This is a genomic window from Bacillus sp. LBA3-1-1.1, from assembly GCF_040676495.1.
GTDB classification, from domain to species: Bacteria; Bacillota; Bacilli; order Bacillales; family Bacillaceae_G; genus Bacillus_A; species Bacillus_A nitratireducens.
In genome coordinates this window covers 298,257-320,544 of sequence record NZ_JBEGIB010000001.1, presented here as the reverse complement: position 1 = coordinate 320,544, position 22,288 = coordinate 298,257, and the positions used below count along the sequence as shown (strand labels likewise).

Below are 22,288 nucleotides of genomic sequence, written 5' to 3'. Positions count from 1 at the left end.
TATTGCCTCCTACTTTACGAAATAAATCCAGTGAAACAATGAGCCTATTACTTTTCCAAGTACAAGAGCAACAAGTAAAATAATAATTTTCCCCTCTACCCCTACCCGTTTCGCTAAAATAGGTAAAACGTTTAACACTTCCGTTAACGCCGCAGCTAGCATTCCAATGAATGTGCCACAAAATAACCCTAATATTACGAGCCAATACTGCGACGTTTGAAATGTAATGTTCTTTAAACTACACCAAGCCCCTGTTAAAGTACCCGCAATAACTGCCCACTCAAAATATTGAATATGCTTTCCACTTCTCGTTAATTGAGCTAAACGAGGGATTATACCAAGTACAGCTAAAAACGCAACATATCCGCTACCTACAGCAATCCCTCCAGCTAAACCAATTAAAATCACGAATCCAGACTCAATCATCGGTAAGCTGTTTCATATTATCCTTGTTTTCATGAACAATTACATATTGATCAAGCGACTGTTGATATTGAAACATCTCAACTTCCAACGGGCTCGGCTCTTCATTAATTCGCTTTTGAAATACATGATTAAAAAATAAAACCATACCTACTCCAAGACCCAATGAATAAGGAATTTGAAATAAAAGTGGTTGCGCCTTAAATTCTCCAGTAATCATGTAATATAACCGTTGGTGTACTTGTTGCATACTTACATCTTCATGAAAATAAATAATTGCAAGTGCTGCTCCAATGAAGAGTAACAACCATACAAGTCCGAAGAAAACCGGATGCACTTTCTTTTTTTCATATATAATTTCAACAAGGGTTTGTCCAGAACCAAGTAAATTAATTTGTAAGTGAGCCGCTTTTTGTTGAACAATCTCAATCACTTTCATAACATCAATTACAACATGTGTTTTATCATGCGCTGTTATTTTGTAAATTATCTCATTTTGTAACGACTCAACTACCAAAGAATCTCCAGCAAGTTGAGCTACATCGCTCAGTTTTACTTCATACGTAGGAGACACTTTTAATCGATTGCGCATTTTAATATAAATCGTTTGTTCCAATTTCCATTCACCCCTTCACTCTTCCTCGTAGTTGTAGTATGGTTATTGGAATTTTTTCTAATACAATTTTTTCATAAAAAAACATCTGTACCGTTTTGGTACAGATGTTTTTCTGCTAAGCCTTTTTCTTAAATAAATTTGCAATGCTTAATGCGAGCCCTCCCCAAATGACTACCATACCTATAACCATCATCATAATTGCTGATCCGCTCATCATGAAACACCTCGATCCTTCCATTCTTTTTCAAGCTGGGCAGAGTCTGAATGTATTTGTGCATTCCATTTTTTCAGACCAATAACTAACGCAACTAGAAGGAATGCTGCCGCTATCGACCAACCATACGTTACAACAAACTCTGTCGGATAATCTCCGTAGTTCTTTTTAATGTTTTGGATTGTACCATCAATTAACATATACCCTAACATAAGTGGAGTAATAACGAGTAAACTCACTCTCCAAAACGTTCCTAGCTTTATATCAGATACAAAGTTTGCATGGTTTTGATAAACTGGTAAACGGCGTAAGATTAGTCCTATTGTAACTACTTCAGCGAGTGCAATTGTAATCAATCCAAAATTGTTAGCGAAGTAATCAACAACATCTAGGAACATAAGTCCACCACGCGTTGCAAAAACAAGAGAAACTAACACGAGAAGTGTTCCCATAATTCCAATCGTCTTTGGACGACTCAAGCTGAATTTTTCAGATACAGCAGCAAAGCATACTTCCGCAAGTGAAATGAGTGATGTAATTCCAGCAACGGTTAAAGATAAGAAAAATAATACTCCAAATAACGGTGACATCGGTAGTTCATTAATAATTTGCGGGAATACTACGAACGCAAGTCCCACACCAGCACTAGCTACTTTATCAACCGGTACCCCCATGTTATTCGCCATAAATCCAAGAGCTGCAAATACACCAATACCTGCCAATAATTCAAATCCTGAATTTGCAAATCCTGTAATAAAAGCATTGTTTGTTGTATCTGAGTTTTTCGGTAAATAACTAGAATACGTAATCATAATTCCGAATGCTAAAGATAAACTAAAGAAAATTTGACCGTAAGCAGCAAGCCATACTTTCCCATCAAAAATACGACTCCAATCTGGTTTGAAAAATGCATCTAACCCCTGCATCGCACCTTCCATCGTCACTGCACGAACAACGATAATAAGGAACATAACAACTAGTAAAGGAATAAAAATACGGTTAACAACTTCGATTCCTTTTTTAACTCCTTTAAACGCAACACCAAGCACAATAATCCAAACGAGAGCTAACGGAATTAATACTTCCGGCACAAGCCCCCCAAACTGTCCTGGCTTATCTGCAACATGTAAATATTCTTTAAATAAAAATGATTGCGTGTCTTTCCCCCATGCTCCAGTAATCGCAAAGTACGTATACGAAATAGACCAAGCAATAATTACTGCATAATATGTTGAAACGATAAATGTTACACACATTTGCCACCATCCAATAAATTCAGCACGTGGATGAATACGGAAGAATGTAAGTGGTGCCGAACCACGATGACGATGCCCAAGAGCAAACTCGAATGCTAATAATGAAATACCAGTTGTTAATAATGCGAATAAGTACGGTAAAAAGAATGCGCCTCCTCCGTTTTCATACGCTGTATAAGGAAAACGCCATATGTTTCCTAATCCAACGGCAGAGCCGACCGCTGCGAAAATAAATCCAGCCCTCGTTCCCCATTGTTGCCTCGTTTCCATGTTTCCTTCCCCCTTTGTGACAAGTTCATACTTGGATTATATTTTAAATTAACTAAATTATCAATAAATTCTGTAAACTTTTTAACAATAGTTGGAATCTTCTCCTTTTCATTACAATAAAAAAAATCGAATAGATAGCTATTCATCTATTCGATCTTTCATCTGTTTCAATATTTTCTTTTCCAGTCTGGAAACTTGTACTTGCGAAATGCCTATGCGCTCCGCTACTTCTGATTGGGTTTGGTCTTTATAATAGCGCAAATACACAATTAGCCGTTCTCGTTCATCCAATTCTCTAATTGCTTCTTTTAAAGCAATTTTATCAAACCATTTCGTTTCCGATTGATCTGCAATTTGATCTAAAATAGTAATTGGATCTCCATCATTTTCATACACAGTTTCATGTATTGATGAAGGAGCACGACTCGCTTCTTGCGCCAGAACAACTTCTTCCGGCGTTAGTTCAAGAGCCTCTGCTACCTCATTAATCGTTGGAGCCCTTCCAAATTCCTTCGAAAGCTCGTCTCTCATCTTTCGGACTTTGTTTCCTGTTTCTTTTAAAGATCTACTTACTTTCACTGATCCATCGTCACGTAAAAATCGCTGTATTTCACCGATAATCATTGGAACTGCATATGTTGAAAATTTCACGTCGAAAGATAAATCAAATTTATCTACCGATTTTAAGAGTCCAATACATCCAATTTGAAATAAATCGTCTGGTTCATATCCTCGATTAAGAAATCGCTGCACAACCGACCATACGAGACGCATATTACTTTGAACGATTGTGTCTCTCGCTTGTTGATCTCCATCTTGACTCTTTTGAATTAACGCTTTTAGCTCGTGGTCCTTTAACTGAGGTTTCTTCTTCTCATTTTTGACCTCTATGTCCATTGGCTATTCTCCTTAATTGCATAGAGCGTTACTATTTGATAAGTATTTTGTCAAATGGATTGTTGTCCCGAAAGATTCGTTTGAAATAACTTCTACTTCATCCATAAAGTTTTCCATGATAGTAAATCCCATTCCGGAACGCTCTAATTCAGGTTTAGTTGTAAAAAGGGGTTGTCTTGCTTCATCTAAGTTAAAGATACCAATCCCTTCATCTCGAATCGTGAGTTTCACCATCGCTTCTTCCAAAATCACTGAAATATAAACAACACCTTCTGCATTTCCTTCATACCCATGAATAATTGCATTTGTAACCGCTTCTGACACAACTGTTTTAATCTCTGTTAGTTCTTCCATCGTCGGGTCTAATTGCGCAATAAAAGCAGCTACCGTAACACGAGCAAATGATTCATTCTGACTTAACGCTGAAAATTGAAGGTTCATTTCATTTCTCATCTATGCCACCCCCAACGTCGCGAGCGCATGCGCTTCACTTTCTTCTAAACGAACAATTTTGAATAGACCTGACATTTCAAATAAACGTTTAACAGGCGGTGAAATTGCACAAACAACCATCTCTCCACCTAATCCTTTTACATGTTTATATCGGCCTAATATAACACCTAAACCAGAACTATCCATAAATGATAAGTTCTCTAGGCTCAAAACAATATGATGAACACCATGTGTCTCAATCATATCTGTTACTTTCGTTCGCAACTCTTCAGCGGTATGATGATCTAATTCACCCTCCAGCCTCACACATAAGACGTCACGTTTTACTTCTAAATGCATGGAAAGACTCACACGATTTCCTCCTTATGCTCAAACTTTACTCTTTAACATAAGATTTTCGTGATATAAAATAAGAATCCTTCCTACTGACAAAAGAAGAACTATTTCGTCATAATGTGAAACCGTTCAGCAATTATTCCAGTAAATATGAACAGAAAAGCGGCAAAATTTTTGCCGCTATTTTGATGTTGAAAACATCCCAAAGCTTCTTTTAAATAACTCCCACCAACTCGCTGCAGCAACATCTTCTTTCGCTACAATGGTTTGTTTTAATAAAACCTCTTTATCTTTTTTAATGACAAGTGTGCCAAGTGCGTCACCCTTTTTAATCGGTGCCTTCACTTTCTTTTCAGCAATTACTTCTTGTTTTACTTTGTCCATATTTTCGCCCTTCTTCATAAGAAGAGATACGTTATCTGACGCAACTAAATCTACTTTTTCTTCTTTCCCTTTTCCTACTTGTACAGTCTTAATTTTTTCACCACGTGTATACAATTTCTTTGTCATATATTGTCCAAATGCATAATCAAGAAGCTTCGTTACTTGATTGTTCCGCTCTTTTGATGTAGGTGCTCCCATAACAACTGAAATGACACGCATTCCATTCTTTTCAGCTGATGCAGTTAAACAATATTTCGCTTCTGTCGTAAAGCCCGTTTTCACACCATCTACTCCAGGATAAAAACGTACTAACTTATTCGTATTAACAAGCCAAAACCTCTTATCCGTATCTTCACGTAAATAGTCTTCATATTTACCTGTGTATTTGCGAATAAGTGGATACTTCATCAATTCTCTCGCCATTATAGCCATATCATTTGCTGTAGAATAATGATCTTTGGCCGGGAGACCTGTTGGGTTTTGAAAATGTGTATTTTTCAGTCCTAAATCTTTCGCTTTTTTGTTCATCATATTTACGAATCCTTCTTCTGAACCAGCGATATGCTCAGCTACTGCAACAGATGCATCATTTCCAGATGCAATGGCAATGCCCTTTAGCATTTCATTTACGGTCATCTCTTCCCCAGGTTCTAAAAAGATTTGTGATCCACCCATTGAAGCTGCGTGTTCACTTGCTCTAACTTTATCGGTCAGTTTTAGTTTTCCTTTTTCAACTTGTTCCATAATTAATAGCATTGTCATAATCTTCGTCATACTGGCAGGTGGTAACTTTTCATTCGGATTTTTATCAAATAAAACTTTACCTGTATCTTGCTCAATTACGATTGCTGACGACGCTTGTTCCGCTAACTTCGGCGTGGTTTCTTCTGTTTTCTCCTGCTTCGTTTTCTCAGATTGCGCAAAACTAACTGAAGTACCAGAAAGAAATAACATGAAACAAACAAGTATTCCAAAAACTCGCTTCATGACTAACCCTCCATTCTATATCAAACCTATTTTTTCCAATTTTTCATTTTTTAATACCATATTTTTCTATCATTTTTCAGTTGACAAATACATTTATCGCCTATATTGTATTAAGTGTATTACACACATTAGTACACCTAATACATAACAGGAAGGAGACATTGCTCTTGCATATTCAACTTGATCCAAGAAGCAACACTCCGATATGGGAACAAATTGTTCAAAGTATAAAAGAACTCGTATTAAAAAACATATTAGCTCCAAGTGATAAGCTTCCTTCTGTGCGCGAGCTCGCTTCTTTACTCGTTATAAATCCAAATACAGTTAGTAAAGCGTACCAAGAGTTAGAACGCCAAGGGATTATTGAAACATTGCGAGGAAAAGGAACATTTGTATCCCAATCGATTACCCCAACATTAGACGAAAGGAAAATCGCTATGGTTGAAAAACAGTTTCATCAATTACTATTAGAAGCCTCTTATCTCGGGGTTACGAAAGATAAAATTCACGATTGGATAGATTCATACTACAAAGAGATTGGAGGAAATACAGATGCTGAAAGTGACAAACCTGAAGAAAACAATTGATAATCAAACGATTTTAGACGATGTTTCTTTCACATTACAAAAAGGTAGTATCGTCGGATTACTCGGAAGAAACGGTGCGGGGAAAACGACTTTATTACGAACGATGGTCGGCATTTTAGACCCTGATGCAGGAACTGTTACATATGAGGATACGGATATTCATAAGCATCCTGAAATGAAGCAAAAAATCGTATATGTTCCGGATTCTACTAACATACTGAACGGATATACAGTGAAAGAAATTGTAAAGTTTTATAAAGCTGTTTATACAGCATTTGATGAACAGTATTTCTACGAATTATTAGAGCGGTTCAATTTACCAAACAAGCGAATTCGTAGTTATTCAAAAGGAATGAAAGCACTGCTTGCGATCATTTTAGCCGTTGCTGCAAAAGCAGAATATATCATTTTAGATGAACCGACAAACGGGTTGGATCCTATCGTTAAAAGGCAAATCCTCCAGTTTCTCGTTGGAGAAGTTGCAGAAAAAGAGATTACCATTTTCATCTCAACTCATCACTTAGATGAAGTTGAACAAATTGCCGATACAATCATTATATTAAAAGGCCATACCATATCTTCTATTACGTCACTAGATGATGCAAAATCACGATTTGCCAAAATACAAGTAGCTTACGAACGATCACTACCTCAAAAACTAGAAAACTTAAGTAATATTAAAATATTAAACCAAACAGGAAAAGTATATACAATCTTAATTGAGGGAAATGTGGCTACAACACTGGAGAAGTTTTATAAAGAGCAACCTATACTCATTGAAGAACTAACAATGTCACTTGAAGATGTCTTCGTTACGACACTTGAGGGGGATGAGTATGTTTCATAAGGCGCTGTGGATGTGGAATTGGAAGCGCGGAAAATATGCTGTGTTACTCTTTTTCTTTAGTTCACTTTATCTTTTATCTTTCGGATACTATAAAGCAGCCGATCGACAACTTGCTGAATATCACGATTTGCAAGAAAAGGGAACGTACTATTATTTCTATTATTTTGGATTTGGGGAAAGTAATAGCCTTTGGTTAACTGTTCTTATCATTGCTTTAGCTTGTTTATTGATGGGATGGGAACGTAGTAACCAGTCTAATACTTTACTTATGACGATGCCATTTAAAAGAAAAGATGTTTTTTTATCAAAATGGGCTTTGGGTTCATTTTGTATTGTAGGTTCATTACTTATAAATTGGATCCTTATGTATGTTATTTATAGAACAACAATTCATTTTGATTATCAATCATTCGGACCATTTCATCGATACTTTCTTTATGCAATTGTCTCTTATATTGCAGTATATACGGCTGCATTATGTATCGGTACTTTTACTGGAAGCGTTGTTTCGCAAGTCGTTTTTTGTATTCCGTGGCTTCTAATGGGGCTTACATTTATTCCATTAGTGTACACTTTTACAATAAACCATTTACATGCTACAGATACTAGAAATAACAACTTGTATGAACAACTTCATGAAATCAATCAAAAAACAAATATAGTTGCACCAATATATAATTATGCGATTCGTTACCACTATGATCCAAAATCACGTAAGAAAGAAAACGATCCAACCACTTTAAGAGATCCGGCAAATCATACGTATTATTCAGCTAAGTCAGTGCTAGTTCCTATTTTCTATACGATGTTCTATTTACTACTTGGCACATATTTATACACACGATCACCAAATGAAAACACTCAAAAGATATTTATTTTCCAAAAGCATTTACGAATATGGGTATGGGGGACAACCATTTATTTTGCATTACTAGGTGGCTATAAAATAAATCAATTTAATTTTTTACTTAACTACTATATCAGTTTGCTTCTCGCTGGAATCATTACTTATTTTGTACTATCACGTCTAACAAATTATAAAGTTTTTTAAAGGAGGGGGCCTATGTTTCAAAAAGCACTATGGCTAAGAACATATCAACAAAGTAAATATGTTGTGTGGTTATTTTGGTTCGTTAGCTTCTATACTTTATCCTATAAATACTATATGGCTTCTATTCAACAGCTATACTTTCTAAATGACATTAAAAAGTGGAACTATGTATATCACTACCACTTTGATTTAACACTTATAGACCCTGCCCTACTGTTAGGTGGTGTACTTATCGTTCTAGCTTGTACATTAATTGGTTGGGAAAGACAAAATAACTCTAGTGACTTGCTATGGTCTATGCCATTTAAACGTTCACACATCTATATAACAAAGTGGTTGTTTGGGATCTGCAACATTACAGCAATCATCGTATTAAACTGGGGACTATTCGCCATTATGAAAAAAACAACTTTTCATAATAAATATCAAATATTTTCACCATTTCATACTTATTTTCTATACATGTTAATTGTGTTAATCGCTATTTATACGCTCGCATTATGTATAGGAACAATTACTGGGAATATTCTCTCGCAGGGACTTCTTACTGCAGCTATATTCATGTTTCCATTGTTATTTCCATCCCTTATCTCAGCGGTCATCGCTGTTCACTCGAATACTGACTTTCATGAGGGCAATGGCAATATTCATCGTGTTATGGAAAACATACGCATTTCGGGTCCAGCAGAAAATTTTCATATTAGATTTGATTATGATCCACAAAATGCTTATACCGATAAAGATGGAGTGCGTCATAATGAACCAAACTTTACAGAAATCCCTTCAGTAAAAACATTGATTGGACCTATTGTAAATATAATTATTCTATTACCACTCGGTATATATTTATATGTTCGTTCAGCCAATGAGCGGAATGGTAGTTTCTTACTATATCCAAAGCTTCAAAAAACATTTATGGTCTGCGCTATTTTCTGTATTGGAATTAGCGGCGGTTTAATAATTGGTGGGACCCATTCGTTGCTTAATTTTTACGTTGGTTTATTCGGAACAAGCATAATTAGCTATTTTCTTCTATCTAAAATATTGAGATTGAAGGTCTCTTGGAATTTCAAATAAAATAACCTCCTCACTAAGAGGAGGTTATTTCACATTCTCTCTCCTATCTCCATACACCATCTCTTCTTTCATCCCAAATCCATCACCATTTTGCACAATTTGCTCTGTCGGCGCGACTACACTTTCAGCAATTTTCCATTCGCCGCGCTCTTTCACAAATACTTGCAAAAAATAGTTCATGCCATTTAATTGATACGCATTTTCTTTTTTTACATTATAGTGCACCGCAATGTAATGCACTTGAATATTTTCTTTCCCTGCTTTTGATACGTATTGCGATAATCTTGGAATGTACATTGATGCTTTCTTAAATGGTAATTGCTTCGCTTTAACGAGCGATGAACTTGTTACATTACGCAAAGTGTCCTGATTACGAACATTATCGCTATGATGAAATAATACTGCGTTTTGCATAGAACGAACCCATAATTTCGAATACAGGACCGTATTATCGTTTTCAATGTACTTCACTTCTTTTTGCACCACTTGAATAGGGGTATCGGCGTACATGAACGTATGAAAGCAGAAAAAGCTTCCAAGTAAAACGGTAAGTGCCGCAATATATTTCATAATCTTTCCTCCGATCTTTTTAATTAAAGTATCGGAGTTTCAAAATATTTTTATTCAAAAGAAAAAGGATAGGAAAGCTCTCGCTTCCTATCCTCATTTATTATAAGACGCGGCCAAATAGTTCTAAAACCATTTCTATCTCTTGGTCGCTCCAACCTTTAAATCTCTCTTTATAATATTCTTTACGCACAGCTTCAAGTTTTTCAGTTACTTCTCGTCCGTTTTCTGTAATTTCTAAGTATACGATACGACGGTCTGAATTTGATCTCTTTCTTTCAACAAACCCTTTTCGCACGAGACGATCTGTTACAGCTGTAATATGACTGGAGGTTACGTTTACTTCACTCGCAATTTGCGAAGCCATCTGTGGACTTTTCAAAAATAACGCACGTAATACAGAGAATTCATTATATGGCATATGCTCTGAAAAACGTGTATTAATATCATTTTGTAATAAACGTATCATCTTTCGAAATGATGCAGATAAATCTAAAATCAGTGTTTCTCTATTTTCGTTCACTAGCCTCGTCCCTTTTTTATCATATTTACACATATTATAATCTATAAATACCTATGTTGTATATGCTTTCTTCCCTTAACATTCTCATTTATGTAACTTTTTTCATACGATTTTCTTTTTTGTTCACACATATACATGTAAAAAAGGATGGTGAGCATAAATGCAAAGTGGAATGAATCCGTATTTACATAATATCCGTACGACAAATACTGGTAAAGAAGCTACTATTACTGTACAAGGAGAAGGCATTATAAAAGCCAAACCAAATGTTGTTATATTAACACTAGGCATTCGAACAGATAGTAAAAATGTAAAACAAGCGCAAGAAGAAAATGCAGTGCAATCGAAACAATTGCTTGATGCACTCAAACAGCTAGGTATTGCCGATAAAGATATAGAAACCATTTCCTATACGATTACCCCTCAGTACGAATATGTAAATGATAAAGCTTTACTGCAAGGCTACCGTGTGGAGCATTTGTATGAAATTACCGTTTTAAATGTGCAAAAAGCAGGGGAAGTATATGATATAGCCGTTTCGAATGGTGCAAACGTTGCAAAAGGGTTACGTTTTCGAATATCTCATCCAAATAAATATTATGAGCAAGCTCTCATTCAGGCTCTACACCAAGCAGTAGAAAAAGCTCGCGCTATTGCGAGTACATACAATTTAAACATTAATCCTGTTCCCCTCTCACTCGTTGAAGAATCTGCCCAATTACCACGGGAGGTTGCATCCTATGCTACTTTACATGCGCAAGCAGCCCCGCCCATTCAATCTGGAGAACTAGAAATCATTTCAACCATACGAGCCATTTTTACGTATTTATAAATAATTTCGTTTATAAGTAAACGTTATCATTTTCGTTGTTGTAAAAACATGATGTTCTGATATAATAAAGGACGGTGAGCTCTTATATAAGAGATATCACGGGTGGGAGAGGGATATGAAAAAGAAGGTTTAACATGAAAGGAATACTTGAAAGAACATTTAAATTAGACTTACACCAAACATCACCAAAACAAGAAGTTTTAGCTGGAGTTACGTCATTTTTCACAATTGTTTATATTATGATTGTAAATGCGTCAATCTTATCAGATGCCGGCATTCCGCTTGAAGCTGGAATTTTAGCAACCGTTTTTAGTTCATTTGTCGGATGTCTACTTATGGCATTTTGGGCAAATGCACCTGCTATTCTTGTCCCAGGTATGGGTGTAAATGCATTCTTCACGTACACTGCTGTGCACACGCTCGGTCTAGCTTGGCAAGAAGCATTAGCAGCTGTTTTTATCGCCGGTATTATTTTTGCAATTGCTGCTTTTACACCGATTGCTCGCGTGCTTTCGGTATCGATTCCAAAGTCATTAAAGGAAGCTATCACTGTCGGTATCGGGTTATTTTTAGCTTTCATCGGCTTGCAAAAAGGTGGTTTAGTCGTTTCGCATCCTAATACTGCTGTTGCAATGGGGAAATTAAGTAGTCCTGTCGTTCTTGCAACACTACTTACTCTTATTGTGGCACTTGTGCTATTTGTGCGTAACGTACGTGGAAACTTTTTATGGACGATTGCAATTGGAACTGGTATTGCATGGCTATTTGGCCTTGTTGATACGAGTCAAGTGGGAAATAGTTCATTTTCATTCGCTAATTACGGCGATGTGTTTGGAGCTATGTCATTCGGGAAACTTTCTTCCTTACCATTTTGGATTGCAACATTCTCCTTAAGCATGGTGCTTATTTTTGAGAACATGGGACTACTGCACGGTTTATTAGAAGATGACCGTAAATTCCCACGTGCTTACCAAGCAAATGCAATTTCAGCAATGACATGTGGTCTATTTGGCACAAGCCCTACCGTTTCAACAGTAGAGAGTGCCGCAGGTATTACTGCAGGCGGAAAAACAGGTCTGACGTCTATCGTTACAGGGTTGTTATTCTTCGCGTCACTGTTTGCGCTTCCGTTTGTCAAACTAATTCCTGATAGTGCCATTGCACCAATCTTAATTATTATTGGCGGCCTGATGATTACAAGCATTCAACAAATTCCTCTGAACGACTTTTCAGAAGGATTTCCAGCGTTTTTAATTATCGTTATGATTCCGCTCACATATAGTATCGCTGATGGCATTGCGTTCGGATTTATTGCTTATCCTATCTTGAAAGTTGCTCTTGGAAAGCGTAAAGAAGTCGCACCGTCCATGTATATCATTACATGCTTATTCTTAGCCATGTTCGTATTACACGCTATTGGCTAGTAAAAAACACCGAGGAAATCCTCGGTGTTTTTTACTTAAACCAACCTTTTTTATAAAACCATGCCATCATGCCCCCGCCAATTAACGCCATAATTAATAGACAAATAAAGTAACTATACTTCCCGCCAAGCTCTGGCATATGCGAAAAGTTCATGCCGTATACCCCTGCAATAAATGTTAACGGCATGAAAATAGTTGAGAAAACAGTTAATGTTTTCATAATATTGTTCATATGGTGGGAATTCAATGAAAAATAACTATCTCGAATATCTGCTGTTAATTCACGGCTTGCTTCAATCATCTCAGTCAGTTTAAGCAAATGATCATGTATATCTTTAAAGTAAATTTCATGATCGCTTATACCGTAAAAACGAGTTGAATTTAAAATACGATACAATAAATCACGCATCGGAATAATCGTACGCCTTAACTTAGATAAATCTGCACGAATATCAAATACTTCTTCTAGCACGCTTCCTGCTGTCTCACCCGTTAAATTATCATCAATTGCATTTAAATGGTCTTCAATGTAATAAACAGGTGCGAAATAATCATCTACAATTTGGTCAATAATTGTATGTGCTACATGTAAAGGACTCTTCTTAATACGTTTTTTCTCACCGAGCGTTTTCCATACTCTTTCAATCGCATTATTATGAGAGAAGTGGAAAGAAACTATATATCGATCACTAACAAATAAATCGATTTCATGCGGTTCTAATCCGTCTTCTCCGAATGCATGGAGAACTAAAAAGTTATATCCATCATAAAAATCTACCTTTGGCCTCTGCACATACTCTACACAATCTTCAATCGCAAGGGGATGGAACTTGAAGTGATCTTGTAAAATATATGTATACTCCTCTTTCGTCGGCTTATATAAATCAAGCCAATACCATACGATGTTTTCTTTTTTCGTGTCTTCCAGCGAAACATCATATAAAACTTCATTTTTTTTCGTTATTGCACAAATTCTAATCATAATTTCACCCATTATTATTATAAACAAAAAATAGTAAAAAAAGCCAAGGAGAAATCTCCTCGGCTTTTTTTTATTACTTCGTTACAATACCGTGTACTAAAGTTGGTGCATCTACGTGGTCTTTAGCGATTTTCATGTTCTCATAAATTTTCGCTTTTACATCTTCAACATTTTCGCGGTTTGCGTAAATTGTAACAAGAGAGTCACCTTTTTTCACGCTATCGCCTACTTTTTTGCGAAGCATTAGACCAACTGCTAAATCAATTTCAGACTCTTTCGTTGCACGTCCTGCTCCTAAAAGCATTGCTGCTGTTCCGATTTCATCTGCAACGATTTCCGATACGTAACCGTCTTCTTTCGCTTCCACTTCAATTTTAAATTGTGCTTGTGGCAATTTAGAAGGATCATCAACAACAGATGCATCGCCGCCTTGCGCTGATAAGAACGTTTTAAATGATTCTAGCGCTTTACCATTGTTCATTACTTCAATTAACTTTTCACGCGCATCTTCTAAAGATGAAGCTTGTCCAGCAAGGTACACCATCTGACTTCCAAGCGTTAAACATAACTCTTCTAAATCTTTCGGTCCTTTACCTTGTAATGTATCAATTGCTTCTTGTACTTCTAATGCGTTACCAATTGCTTCACCAAGCGGCTGGCTCATATCAGAAATAACCGCCATCGTATTACGACCAACGTTATTACCGATGCGTACCATTGCTTCAGCTAAACGCTTTGCATCTTCATCCGTTTTCATAAATGCTCCTGCTCCAGTTTTTACATCAAGAACAATTGCATCTGCACCAGCAGCAATTTTTTTACTCATAATCGAGCTTGCAATAAGCGGAATTGAGTTTACTGTTGCCGTTACATCACGAAGTGCATACAATTTTTTATCAGCGGGTGTTAAGTTTCCACTTTGACCGATAACAGCAATTTTATTTTCATTTACAAGACGCATGAATTCATCATTTTCAATTTCCACATGGAATCCTGGAACTGCTTCTAATTTATCAATTGTACCACCAGTATGTCCTAAACCACGTCCAGACATTTTCGCTACTGGTACACCTAAAGCAGCTACTAATGGACCTAATACAAGTGTCGTTGTATCACCAACACCACCTGTTGAATGCTTATCTACTTTTACCCCTTCAATGGCTGATAAATCAATTGTATCACCGCTATTTACCATTGCCATCGTTAAATCTGCACGTTCTTGATCATTCATATCTTGGAAGAAAATTGCCATTGCAAGTGAACTTACTTGATAATCAGGAATATCACCTTTTGTGTATCCTTCAACGATAAAGTTAATCTCTTCTGTCGTTAATGCTTGTCCATCACGTTTTTTTGCAATTAGGTCCACCATTCTCATTGTGAAGTCACCCCTTCATTTGTTTTACGATTGCTTTTACTAATGCTAAGAAGTTTGCTTTAACACGTTCTGTCGTTTCAATTACTTCATCATGGTGAAGTGGCTGATCTAAAATACCAGCTGCCATATTTGAAATACAAGAAATACCAAGTACTTTCATACCAGCATGACGAGCTACAATTACTTCAGGTACTGTTGACATACCAACTGCATCTCCACCAAGTGTACGAAGCATACGAATTTCAGCAGGTGTTTCATATACAGGACCTGTCATTCCAACGTATACACCTTCTTGTACTTTAATGTTTAAGTCTGCTGCAACTTGTTTCGCCATTTCGCGAAGTTCTGGCGTATATGATGTAGACATATCAGGGAAACGTACACCCATTTCAGAATCATTTGGTCCGATTAATGGATTCGTACCCATGAAGTTAATGTGGTCTGAAATTAACATAAGGTCACCTGGCTCGAATGATGTATTTACACCACCAGCTGCGTTCGTTACAACAACAGTTTCTACACCTAGCTCTTTCATAACACGAACTGGGAATGTTACTTTTTGCATGTCATATCCTTCGTAGAAATGGAAACGTCCTTGCATTGCTACTACAGGTACACCTTGAAGTGTACCAAATACTAGTTGACCTGCATGTCCTTCTACAGTTGATACTGGGAATTCAGGAATTTCGCTGTAAGGCACTGTTACCGCATTTTCGATTTCATCTGCTAATACACCTAGTCCAGATCCAAGGATTAGTCCTACTTGTGGTGTTTCTTGAAATTTCTCTTTTAAGTATGAAGCTGATTTTGTAATAAGTTCACGATTCATTTGTTTATCCCCCTATTTCTTTAGCTCGTTTAAGAAGCTTGTTCCGTATTCTGGCATTTTCACACCGAAGTTTTCTGCTACAGTTGCACCAATATCAGCAAATGTTTGACGAAGTGCTAATTCTTGTCCGCCTTCTTTCATGCTTGGGCTATATGCTAATAAAGGTACATATTCACGTGTATGATCAGTACCAGGATGTACTGGATCATTACCATGGTCTGCTGTAATTAATAATAAATCATCTTCTTTAAGTTTTTCGAATACTTCTGGAAGACGTGCATCATATTCTTGCAGAGCTTCTCCATATCCTTGTGGATCACGACGGTGACCGAATAATGCATCAAAGTCAACTAAGTTTAAGAAGCTAAGACCTGTAAAGTCCATGTTTAATGTATCTACAAGCTTATCCATTCCATCCATGTTAGACTTCGTACGAAGTGATTCCGTTACCCCTTCGCCATCATAAATATCAGAAATTTTACCGATAGCAATAACATCGTAGTCACTATCTTTTAATTCATTCATTACTGTGCGACCAAATGGTTTTAATGCATAGTCATGACGATTTGGTGTACGTGTGAATTTCCCTGGTTCTCCAACGAATGGACGAGCGATAACACGTCCTACCATGTACTTCTCATCTAACGTTAGTTCACGGGCAATTTTACAAATTTTATATAACTCATCAAGTGGCACTACTTCTTCGTGTGCTGCAATTTGTAATACACTATCAGCAGAAGTGTAAACGATTAAAGAGCCTGTTTCCATTTGCTCTTGACCAAGCTCATCAAGAATTTCTGTTCCAGAAGCTGGCTTATTACCGATAATTTTACGGCCTGTTTTTTCTTCTAATTCATCAAGTAATTCTTTCGGGAATCCTTCAGGGAATACTTGGAATGGTGTATCAATGTAAAGGCCCATAATTTCCCAGTGACCTGTCATTGTATCTTTACCGGTAGATTTCTCTTGCATTTTTGTATAATATCCAAGTGGCTTCTCTACTTTTGAGATACCTTTCATTTCACGAATGTTACCAAGACCTAATTTCACCATGTTTGGCATTTGTAATCCATTCATATGTTCAGCAATGTGACCAATTGTGTCAGAACCTAAATCACCAAATTGTTCAGCATCAGGTGCTTCACCGATTCCTACAGAGTCCATTACGACTAGGAATATACGTTTATATTTATTCATAACTGCAACCTCCTATAAGTTCAGTTCTACTTCTTGTAGTATGTTCAAAACGCTATAAAGTGAAACTGTTATTCAATAAGAATTCTCTTTCGTTCTCATTGTCAAACAGTACTTCTTTAAATCATTCTCTAACCTATTTCGTTTTACTTGAAACGACTCAAAAACATTTCTAGTTTTTTCTAAGTCAGATGTCAGACATCTGATATTGATATCATAACATGTTTACGCTTTCTTTTTAATACATTTTCGTAGAATTTCTTATTTTATTCACACTTCTATTGTAATCCATTCTGCGAAGAAGTGCTAATTATTTTATAACATATTTCCTAATATAAAAATAAAAAGCAGCTCTAAAGAGCTGCTTTTTATTTTACTTCTACTGTTTCTTCTTTATGTTCATGTAGTTCGCCTTTTCTTACATGAACTTTCACTTTGTAAGCACCATTCTCTTTGAAAGTATGTTTACTTTCATACTCTCCTTTATTCCCTTCTTTCGCTGGAATAAATTCATGCTTTTCAACGCCGTCTTTCCAAATTTCAAGTTGTACTTCAGCACCAGTTAACGCTTCTTCTTTTTGTTTTAAATGAACTTTCATTGTTGATTCAGCATTCGCTTTAATATCCCCAGCCATAAGGTGTATCATCGTATCACTTTTATGGTCTCCATGACCTTCTTCTTTTTTCGCATCTTCAACTTTTGCATTTCCTACAGCGACTTTTGTTTCTGGCATAACATGCATTTCACGCGCATTTGTATGAGGAATAATATGATATACTCCATCAGTTTCAAATGTTTTCTCTACTGCATAAACACCTTTTCCTTTATGCTTACCATCTAACATCTCGTGTTTCTCGTCGCCATCTTTCCAAATCTCAAACTTTACATCATCAGCATCCGTTACTTTTTCTTTTCCTTGTGTAACAAGTGCTTGTACTTCTGTTTTTTCACCAGGTTTAATTTCTTTCGGATTCGTTTGAACCGCTACTTTTATAGCTTCAAGTTTCTGTTCTTTTTTCGGTTCTTCTTTGTTTGTATTACAGCCAGCCAATGCTAGCATCGCGATAAATAGCGTCATAATAAATTTTTTCATCATCATTTCCTCCTTCATACTTTCTTTAGTATAGAGGAAATACATTGTAATATTCCAGTCTTCTGCTGAAAACAATATACGAAATATTTGTGAAGTTTCTGTGAAACAGTTTCCTCTTCTTAATCTATGAAAAAAGAGCATAGTAGCTATGCTCTCGGGTGAAACTGTTTATATACATCTTTTAATCTAGCTTTTGAAACGTGCGTATAAATTTGCGTCGTTGAAATATCTGCATGTCCAAGCATTTCTTGCACGGCACGTAAGTCTGCCCCATTTTCTAATAAATGCGTAGCAAACGAGTGGCGCAAAGTATGCGGTGTAAGCTCTTTTTCAATATTCGCTTCTTTCGCTAATCGTTTTAAAATTTTCCAAAATCCTTGTCTTGATAATCGATTACCATGATGGTTTAAAAAGAGTGCATCTACTGCTTTTTTACCCATTAGTTCTCTTCTTCCTTTTTCAATATACTTTTGAATTGCTTCCGTTGCTAAGCTTCCTAATGGAATAATTCTTTCTTTATTCCCTTTCCCTATGCAGCGGACAAATCCCATAGTTAAGTGTACATCTTCTAAATTTAATGCAATTAATTCTGAAACACGAAGTCCTGTTGCATACAATAACTCCAACATTGCCTTATCACGAATCCCAAAAGCACTCACCGCTTTCGGAGTCTGTAGTAATGCTTCTACTTCGTCAATCGATAATACTTTTGGTAATTTCCGTTCCCCTTGCGGCGTTTCAATATGTACCGATGGGTCATGCTCCACCGCTCGTTCACGAAGTAAAAATTGGTGAAACGAACGAATCGATGCAATATGACGTGCCAATGTTTTTGAAGATTTTCCGTTTTCTTTTAAATACTGCAAGAAGTTAACAATGTGTATGCGCATCACTTCATGAAATGTCTTCGTCTGTTCTACATTTTGCAAATACTTCACATAGCTTTTCAAATCACGTTCATAAGATACAACTGTATTTTTCGCTAACCCTTTTTCAACAATCATATAATGAATAAAATCTTTTAATTGATCTTCCAATATACACTACTCCCCATTTTCATAGAAAAACATCATTCTATTTACGAAAGCATCCTTTGCCGGCTCCTCATTCCCTGATACTTTTTCTACAGTCTCTTCTTTTGGCTTTTCATAACGATGGTAACTTTCATATTCTTCATTTATCCATAGTATAGCGAAATAAAACAAAATCGTACAACTCGTAAATAATAAAAATACTTTCATCCCATCAAAAGTTAATTTTAAAGCTCGGCGCATTGTAAATTCCTCCAAAATATAAGTTATTACAACATATGCCAAGCTTTCACCAATTTATACCTTATTCAAATAAAAAACCTCTTCCTAGTTAAATAGGAAAAGGTTATTTTTCATCCGTTTCATTTTCTTGACAATTTTTACAAATCCCATGGAATGTTAAACGATGATCTTTCACCTTAAAGCTCCAGTCTCGTTCTACTTTATTCTCCACTTCACCAAGTAAATCTTCTTGTATTTCTTGTACAGCACCGCATTGTGTACAGATTAAATGATGGTGGAAACGCTGTGCACCTTCTTGGCGTAAGTCATAGCGCGAAACACCGTCTCCGAAGTTAATCTTATCGACAACTTTTAACTCAGACAATAACTCTAGAGTTCGATAGACGGTTGCTAATCCGATCTCTGGCGACTTTTCTTTTACAAGGAGGTATACATCTTCTGCGCTTAAATGATCTTCTTCATTCTCTAGCAGCACACGAACTGTTGCTTCACGTTGTGGTGTCAATTTATAGCTCGCTGCATGTAATTGTTTCTTAATTCGTTCAATTCTTTCTTCCATTCGGTACTACTCCCTCCTCGCCACTCTTACACCATTATATCAGAAGAAGGGCTTCTGTCAAAAGAAAAACAATAAAAACAAATTGATAATTATTCTCAAAAAGTATTTATTGTTTGTTAATAGCCTCCACGACTTCTTTCATTAAAACTGGTGATGCATATGCCTCAACACTAGAAGCAAGAGCTAATACCGCTCCGATCACTAGAAAGAAGCATGTATAACGAATTAATAATGGTAATAGTGGCTCGGTTATTTTCCTAATAAACTGATGCCTAATCATGCGTAAGGAAAAGCTTGCAGCAATTGTTGTCATAATGAGAAATACAGGAATTATAATTAAATTTTGCGGCAATACAGACACAAACGCTAACAATAATCCATTCCATCCGTGCTGACTTACTAAAAAACCTACTGTAAATCCAACAACTACTCCTTTTAAAAATAATAAGATGAAAATGAGTGGTAACCCAATAATCGAAATCCCCAAAATCCAAATAAAGCCGATGTATTTTAATTGCGAAAAGTAACTTTCTCGAAACATTTCGCCCGCGATAGCAAATTCTCCTTTAGAAACTTGTCCAAAAAAACGTTGTAAATAAAATGATAAATCTTGCTTTTGATTTATTTGTAAACTATTCACAAGAATCGCTCCAAATATTACTCCCATCAATAATAAAACAGCATTAAATATATATAATGAAGAGTTTTCCTGTATGTGAGACATTACACGGTCTTGCCAAGTTTTTCGCCACATTTTCCTTCCCTCCGTTCACACTCTTACTAAAAATGTATGAAAGAAAGAAAAAAAGTATGACGAATTAACATTGAAATTCCGCTCTACTTTGCTAAACTAAATAGTAGAGAATAGGAGGGATTTCTCTTGAAACCATTATTATTAGATTTTCCAACGTTATTTCAAACTGAGCGCTTGCAAGTACGTAAGCCGTTTCCGGGTGACGGTACAGAAGTATATGAAGCAATCCAAGCTTCTCTAGAAGATTTATTACCGTGGATGCCAATTACAGCTGAAACAGAAGAGAGTGCGGAAGAAATTGTTCGCGAAGCTCACGGACAGTTTTTACTTCGTGAAACACTTGATTTTCACTTATACGATAAAGTATCTGGTACATTCATCGGAGCTATTACTCTTAAGCCTGAAAACTGGGACATTCCAAAGTTTTCACTTCACTTCTGGTTACATAGCGCCTATACAAAACAAGGCTACATGACAGAAGCTGTTAAAGGTGCGATTCAATTCGCTTTTGATAAGCTAGGTGCTAGAAGGATTGAAATTCGTACTGATGCAACAAACGTGAACGCATGTAACTTAGCAGAACGTCTAGAATTCATTTTAGAAGGTACTATGGAAAATGATTTCCTAGCACCAGATGGTAGCTTACGCGATGCACGTGTATATGCAAAAATTAATTAAAAAAACACTCGCCAAGGCGAGTGTTTTATTTTTGTAATTGTAAATATTGCACAGCGAACATCGTCTTCGCATCATGAATACGAAGGTCTTTCATAAGATCATTCGCTTCTTCTAATGACACTTCCATTAGCTCCACAAATTCATCTTCATCTAAAGCTGCTTTATTTTCTTGTTGTTTTAATCCTGTCGCCTTATATACATATAAAATCTCATCTGCAAAACCAGGTGATGTATAAAAAGATGTAATAAGCTCCATATTTTCACATACATATCCTGTTTCTTCTTCTAATTCACGAACTGCTGTTACTTCTGGCTTTTCTCCAGGTTCTAATTTCCCAGCAGGGATTTCTACAATTGCCTTTTCAAGAGCTTTACGATACTGCTCGACAAGTACAATTTTCCCTTCATCAGTAATAGCAATAATAGCAACTGCCCCAGGGTGATTTACGATTTCACGTTTACTCATTTCTCCATTTGGTAATACTACTTCATCAACACGAACTTTTATAACTCTACCATCAAAAATCGGTTCAGTTTTTACTGTTCTTTCTGCAAGATTACTCATACTACTTCATCTCCCTGTTCTATTTCCTAATCGTTCTTCATACATTTTACCACATTGAAAGGAGCGTGATAGAAATGAAAGTTTATATTTTACCAAATCGCGTCACTTTAGTCGGCAAAGCGTGGCAAATTCGTCATAAGCTAAAACAATACGGAAAAGAGTATACAACTGTACAAGAGTGGATTACAGCAAATAAAGTGAAACCTTAATCAGTGGGGCAAAAAGTAAACGTTTGTC

At 36.3% G+C, this 22,288-nt stretch carries 28 protein-coding genes; 8 read left to right on the top strand and 20 right to left on the bottom strand.

What is annotated here, in order from left to right:
* Window positions 1–9 precede the first annotated feature (9 nt).
* The 8 genes from spoVAB to dacF all read right to left on the bottom strand — a co-directional run bounded on the left by spoVAB (window position 10) and on the right by dacF (window position 5,836).
* A complete protein-coding gene (spoVAB, locus tag MRBLBA3_RS01805; protein ID WP_000572940.1) occupies window positions 10–426 on the bottom strand; it encodes a stage V sporulation protein SpoVAB in 417 nt (138 codons plus the stop codon).
* A complete protein-coding gene (locus MRBLBA3_RS01800; RefSeq protein WP_000438373.1) occupies window positions 419–1,039 on the bottom strand; it encodes a stage V sporulation protein AA in 621 nt (206 codons plus the stop codon). Before MRBLBA3_RS01800 ends, spoVAB begins: the two co-directional genes overlap by 8 nt.
* Window positions 1,040–1,154: 115 nt before the next feature.
* A complete protein-coding gene (locus MRBLBA3_RS01795) occupies window positions 1,155–1,256 on the bottom strand; it encodes a methionine/alanine import family NSS transporter small subunit (protein WP_002094424.1) in 102 nt (33 codons plus the stop codon).
* Window positions 1,253–2,779, bottom strand: coding sequence for a sodium-dependent transporter (locus MRBLBA3_RS01790; RefSeq protein ID WP_044737798.1), 1,527 nt, complete (start codon window positions 2,777–2,779; stop codon window positions 1,253–1,255). Before MRBLBA3_RS01790 ends, MRBLBA3_RS01795 begins: the two co-directional genes overlap by 4 nt.
* Before the next feature lie 138 nt (window positions 2,780–2,917).
* Complete coding sequence (sigF, locus tag MRBLBA3_RS01785) at window positions 2,918–3,676, bottom strand: RNA polymerase sporulation sigma factor SigF (RefSeq protein WP_000350730.1); 759 nt, start codon at window positions 3,674–3,676, stop codon at window positions 2,918–2,920.
* Between the two features lie 12 nt (window positions 3,677–3,688).
* The gene (spoIIAB, locus tag MRBLBA3_RS01780) at window positions 3,689–4,129 is read right to left on the bottom strand and encodes an anti-sigma F factor (protein ID WP_001243400.1); all 441 of its coding nucleotides are present in this window, start codon (window positions 4,127–4,129) and stop codon (window positions 3,689–3,691) included.
* Window positions 4,130–4,480 (bottom strand): anti-sigma F factor antagonist, encoded by a 351-nt coding sequence (gene spoIIAA, locus MRBLBA3_RS01775; RefSeq protein WP_000059128.1) that lies wholly within the window; start codon window positions 4,478–4,480, stop codon window positions 4,130–4,132.
* Window positions 4,481–4,645: 165 nt separating this feature from the next.
* Entirely contained in the window at window positions 4,646–5,836 is a 1,191-nt protein-coding gene (dacF, locus tag MRBLBA3_RS01770) for a serine-type D-Ala-D-Ala carboxypeptidase DacF (protein WP_000831978.1), read from the bottom strand.
* Window positions 5,837–6,003: 167 nt separating this feature from the next.
* Between dacF and MRBLBA3_RS01765 the strand changes: the two genes are divergently transcribed.
* From MRBLBA3_RS01765 to MRBLBA3_RS01750, 4 genes are read left to right on the top strand one after another with little or no spacing between them, the layout of a single operon-like run.
* Complete coding sequence (locus MRBLBA3_RS01765; protein WP_000548047.1) at window positions 6,004–6,423, top strand: GntR family transcriptional regulator; 420 nt, start codon at window positions 6,004–6,006, stop codon at window positions 6,421–6,423.
* Complete coding sequence (locus tag MRBLBA3_RS01760) at window positions 6,389–7,270, top strand: ABC transporter ATP-binding protein (protein ID WP_097810837.1); 882 nt, start codon at window positions 6,389–6,391, stop codon at window positions 7,268–7,270. Before MRBLBA3_RS01765 ends, MRBLBA3_RS01760 begins: the two co-directional genes overlap by 35 nt.
* A complete protein-coding gene (locus MRBLBA3_RS01755) occupies window positions 7,260–8,321 on the top strand; it encodes an ABC transporter permease (RefSeq protein ID WP_000468543.1) in 1,062 nt (353 codons plus the stop codon). Before MRBLBA3_RS01760 ends, MRBLBA3_RS01755 begins: the two co-directional genes overlap by 11 nt.
* Before the next feature lie 12 nt (window positions 8,322–8,333).
* The gene (locus MRBLBA3_RS01750; protein ID WP_212087942.1) at window positions 8,334–9,398 is read left to right on the top strand and encodes an ABC transporter permease subunit; all 1,065 of its coding nucleotides are present in this window, start codon (window positions 8,334–8,336) and stop codon (window positions 9,396–9,398) included.
* A gap of 24 nt (window positions 9,399–9,422) precedes the next feature.
* Here MRBLBA3_RS01750 and MRBLBA3_RS01745 read toward each other — a convergent pair whose 3' ends face one another.
* Window positions 9,423–9,968, bottom strand: coding sequence for a hypothetical protein (locus tag MRBLBA3_RS01745; RefSeq protein WP_044737794.1), 546 nt, complete (start codon window positions 9,966–9,968; stop codon window positions 9,423–9,425).
* Between the two features lie 100 nt (window positions 9,969–10,068).
* Window positions 10,069–10,488 (bottom strand): MarR family winged helix-turn-helix transcriptional regulator, encoded by a 420-nt coding sequence (locus MRBLBA3_RS01740; RefSeq protein WP_001004995.1) that lies wholly within the window; start codon window positions 10,486–10,488, stop codon window positions 10,069–10,071.
* A 160-nt stretch (window positions 10,489–10,648) separates the two neighbouring features.
* On the opposite strand from MRBLBA3_RS01740, the gene MRBLBA3_RS01735 reads away from it, so the two are divergent.
* Both MRBLBA3_RS01735 and MRBLBA3_RS01730 read left to right on the top strand, forming a co-directional pair.
* The gene (locus tag MRBLBA3_RS01735) at window positions 10,649–11,320 is read left to right on the top strand and encodes an SIMPL domain-containing protein (protein ID WP_001190569.1); all 672 of its coding nucleotides are present in this window, start codon (window positions 10,649–10,651) and stop codon (window positions 11,318–11,320) included.
* A 134-nt stretch (window positions 11,321–11,454) separates the two neighbouring features.
* Complete coding sequence (locus tag MRBLBA3_RS01730; RefSeq protein ID WP_000676230.1) at window positions 11,455–12,744, top strand: NCS2 family permease; 1,290 nt, start codon at window positions 11,455–11,457, stop codon at window positions 12,742–12,744.
* Between the two features lie 31 nt (window positions 12,745–12,775).
* Here MRBLBA3_RS01730 and corA read toward each other — a convergent pair whose 3' ends face one another.
* The 9 genes from corA to spoIIM all read right to left on the bottom strand — a co-directional run bounded on the left by corA (window position 12,776) and on the right by spoIIM (window position 20,808).
* The gene (gene corA / locus MRBLBA3_RS01725) at window positions 12,776–13,738 is read right to left on the bottom strand and encodes a magnesium/cobalt transporter CorA (protein WP_002094422.1); all 963 of its coding nucleotides are present in this window, start codon (window positions 13,736–13,738) and stop codon (window positions 12,776–12,778) included.
* Between the two features lie 61 nt (window positions 13,739–13,799).
* Window positions 13,800–15,104 carry a pyrimidine-nucleoside phosphorylase gene (locus MRBLBA3_RS01720; protein WP_001243088.1) on the bottom strand — a complete coding sequence of 435 codons (1,305 nt, stop codon included), beginning with the start codon at window positions 15,102–15,104 and terminating at the stop codon, window positions 13,800–13,802.
* A 7-nt stretch (window positions 15,105–15,111) separates the two neighbouring features.
* Window positions 15,112–15,933 (bottom strand): purine-nucleoside phosphorylase, encoded by an 822-nt coding sequence (locus MRBLBA3_RS01715; RefSeq protein WP_001078440.1) that lies wholly within the window; start codon window positions 15,931–15,933, stop codon window positions 15,112–15,114.
* 12 nt (window positions 15,934–15,945) lie between these two features.
* A complete protein-coding gene (gene deoB / locus MRBLBA3_RS01710; RefSeq protein WP_001046076.1) occupies window positions 15,946–17,130 on the bottom strand; it encodes a phosphopentomutase in 1,185 nt (394 codons plus the stop codon).
* Between the two features lie 365 nt (window positions 17,131–17,495).
* Window positions 17,496–18,224, bottom strand: a complete 729-nt coding sequence (locus tag MRBLBA3_RS01705) for a FixH family protein (protein WP_363379622.1) — start codon at window positions 18,222–18,224, stop codon at window positions 17,496–17,498.
* Window positions 18,225–18,367: 143 nt separating this feature from the next.
* Window positions 18,368–19,258: a site-specific tyrosine recombinase XerD gene (xerD, locus tag MRBLBA3_RS01700; protein WP_363379620.1), complete on the bottom strand. Its 891-nt coding sequence runs from the start codon at window positions 19,256–19,258 to the stop codon at window positions 18,368–18,370.
* A 6-nt stretch (window positions 19,259–19,264) separates the two neighbouring features.
* The gene (locus MRBLBA3_RS01695) at window positions 19,265–19,495 is read right to left on the bottom strand and encodes a YqzK family protein (protein WP_001250436.1); all 231 of its coding nucleotides are present in this window, start codon (window positions 19,493–19,495) and stop codon (window positions 19,265–19,267) included.
* 103 nt (window positions 19,496–19,598) lie between these two features.
* Window positions 19,599–20,054, bottom strand: coding sequence for a Fur family transcriptional regulator (locus MRBLBA3_RS01690; protein WP_000392654.1), 456 nt, complete (start codon window positions 20,052–20,054; stop codon window positions 19,599–19,601).
* Between the two features lie 106 nt (window positions 20,055–20,160).
* Complete coding sequence (spoIIM, locus tag MRBLBA3_RS01685; protein WP_000269098.1) at window positions 20,161–20,808, bottom strand: stage II sporulation protein M; 648 nt, start codon at window positions 20,806–20,808, stop codon at window positions 20,161–20,163.
* Between the two features lie 126 nt (window positions 20,809–20,934).
* On the opposite strand from spoIIM, the gene MRBLBA3_RS01680 reads away from it, so the two are divergent.
* The gene (locus MRBLBA3_RS01680; RefSeq protein ID WP_000803499.1) at window positions 20,935–21,486 is read left to right on the top strand and encodes a GNAT family N-acetyltransferase; all 552 of its coding nucleotides are present in this window, start codon (window positions 20,935–20,937) and stop codon (window positions 21,484–21,486) included.
* A 25-nt stretch (window positions 21,487–21,511) separates the two neighbouring features.
* On the opposite strand, the gene MRBLBA3_RS01675 is transcribed toward MRBLBA3_RS01680, so the two are convergent.
* Window positions 21,512–22,051 carry an NUDIX hydrolase gene (locus MRBLBA3_RS01675; RefSeq protein ID WP_363379618.1) on the bottom strand — a complete coding sequence of 180 codons (540 nt, stop codon included), beginning with the start codon at window positions 22,049–22,051 and terminating at the stop codon, window positions 21,512–21,514.
* 74 nt (window positions 22,052–22,125) lie between these two features.
* Between MRBLBA3_RS01675 and mciZ the strand changes: the two genes are divergently transcribed.
* Window positions 22,126–22,260 carry a Z-ring formation inhibitor MciZ gene (mciZ, locus tag MRBLBA3_RS01670; RefSeq protein ID WP_044737793.1) on the top strand — a complete coding sequence of 45 codons (135 nt, stop codon included), beginning with the start codon at window positions 22,126–22,128 and terminating at the stop codon, window positions 22,258–22,260.
* Window positions 22,261–22,288 lie beyond the last annotated feature (28 nt).

Coding starts and splice junctions, on each gene's coding strand:
- spoVAB (WP_000572940.1), bottom strand. CDS start 426: ATGATTGAGTCTGGATTCGTGATTTTAATTGGTTTAGCTGGAGGGATT.
- MRBLBA3_RS01795 (WP_002094424.1), bottom strand. CDS start 1,256: ATGATGAGCGGATCAGCAATTATGATGATGGTTATAGGTATGGTAGTC.
- MRBLBA3_RS01790 (WP_044737798.1), bottom strand. CDS start 2,779: ATGGAAACGAGGCAACAATGGGGAACGAGGGCTGGATTTATTTTCGCA.
- sigF (WP_000350730.1), bottom strand. CDS start 3,676: ATGGACATAGAGGTCAAAAATGAGAAGAAGAAACCTCAGTTAAAGGAC.
- spoIIAB (WP_001243400.1), bottom strand. CDS start 4,129: ATGAGAAATGAAATGAACCTTCAATTTTCAGCGTTAAGTCAGAATGAA.
- dacF (WP_000831978.1), bottom strand. CDS start 5,836: ATGAAGCGAGTTTTTGGAATACTTGTTTGTTTCATGTTATTTCTTTCT.
- MRBLBA3_RS01760 (WP_097810837.1), top strand. CDS start 6,389: ATGCTGAAAGTGACAAACCTGAAGAAAACAATTGATAATCAAACGATT.
- MRBLBA3_RS01755 (WP_000468543.1), top strand. CDS start 7,260: ATGTTTCATAAGGCGCTGTGGATGTGGAATTGGAAGCGCGGAAAATAT.
- MRBLBA3_RS01750 (WP_212087942.1), top strand. CDS start 8,334: ATGTTTCAAAAAGCACTATGGCTAAGAACATATCAACAAAGTAAATAT.
- MRBLBA3_RS01745 (WP_044737794.1), bottom strand. CDS start 9,968: ATGAAATATATTGCGGCACTTACCGTTTTACTTGGAAGCTTTTTCTGC.
- MRBLBA3_RS01735 (WP_001190569.1), top strand. CDS start 10,649: ATGCAAAGTGGAATGAATCCGTATTTACATAATATCCGTACGACAAAT.
- MRBLBA3_RS01730 (WP_000676230.1), top strand. CDS start 11,455: ATGAAAGGAATACTTGAAAGAACATTTAAATTAGACTTACACCAAACA.
- corA (WP_002094422.1), bottom strand. CDS start 13,738: ATGGGTGAAATTATGATTAGAATTTGTGCAATAACGAAAAAAAATGAA.
- MRBLBA3_RS01720 (WP_001243088.1), bottom strand. CDS start 15,104: ATGAGAATGGTGGACCTAATTGCAAAAAAACGTGATGGACAAGCATTA.
- MRBLBA3_RS01715 (WP_001078440.1), bottom strand. CDS start 15,933: ATGAATCGTGAACTTATTACAAAATCAGCTTCATACTTAAAAGAGAAA.
- deoB (WP_001046076.1), bottom strand. CDS start 17,130: ATGAATAAATATAAACGTATATTCCTAGTCGTAATGGACTCTGTAGGA.
- MRBLBA3_RS01705 (WP_363379622.1), bottom strand. CDS start 18,224: ATGATGAAAAAATTTATTATGACGCTATTTATCGCGATGCTAGCATTG.
- MRBLBA3_RS01695 (WP_001250436.1), bottom strand. CDS start 19,495: ATGCGCCGAGCTTTAAAATTAACTTTTGATGGGATGAAAGTATTTTTA.
- MRBLBA3_RS01690 (WP_000392654.1), bottom strand. CDS start 20,054: ATGGAAGAAAGAATTGAACGAATTAAGAAACAATTACATGCAGCGAGC.
- spoIIM (WP_000269098.1), bottom strand. CDS start 20,808: ATGTGGCGAAAAACTTGGCAAGACCGTGTAATGTCTCACATACAGGAA.
- MRBLBA3_RS01675 (WP_363379618.1), bottom strand. CDS start 22,051: ATGAGTAATCTTGCAGAAAGAACAGTAAAAACTGAACCGATTTTTGAT.
- mciZ (WP_044737793.1), top strand. CDS start 22,126: ATGAAAGTTTATATTTTACCAAATCGCGTCACTTTAGTCGGCAAAGCG.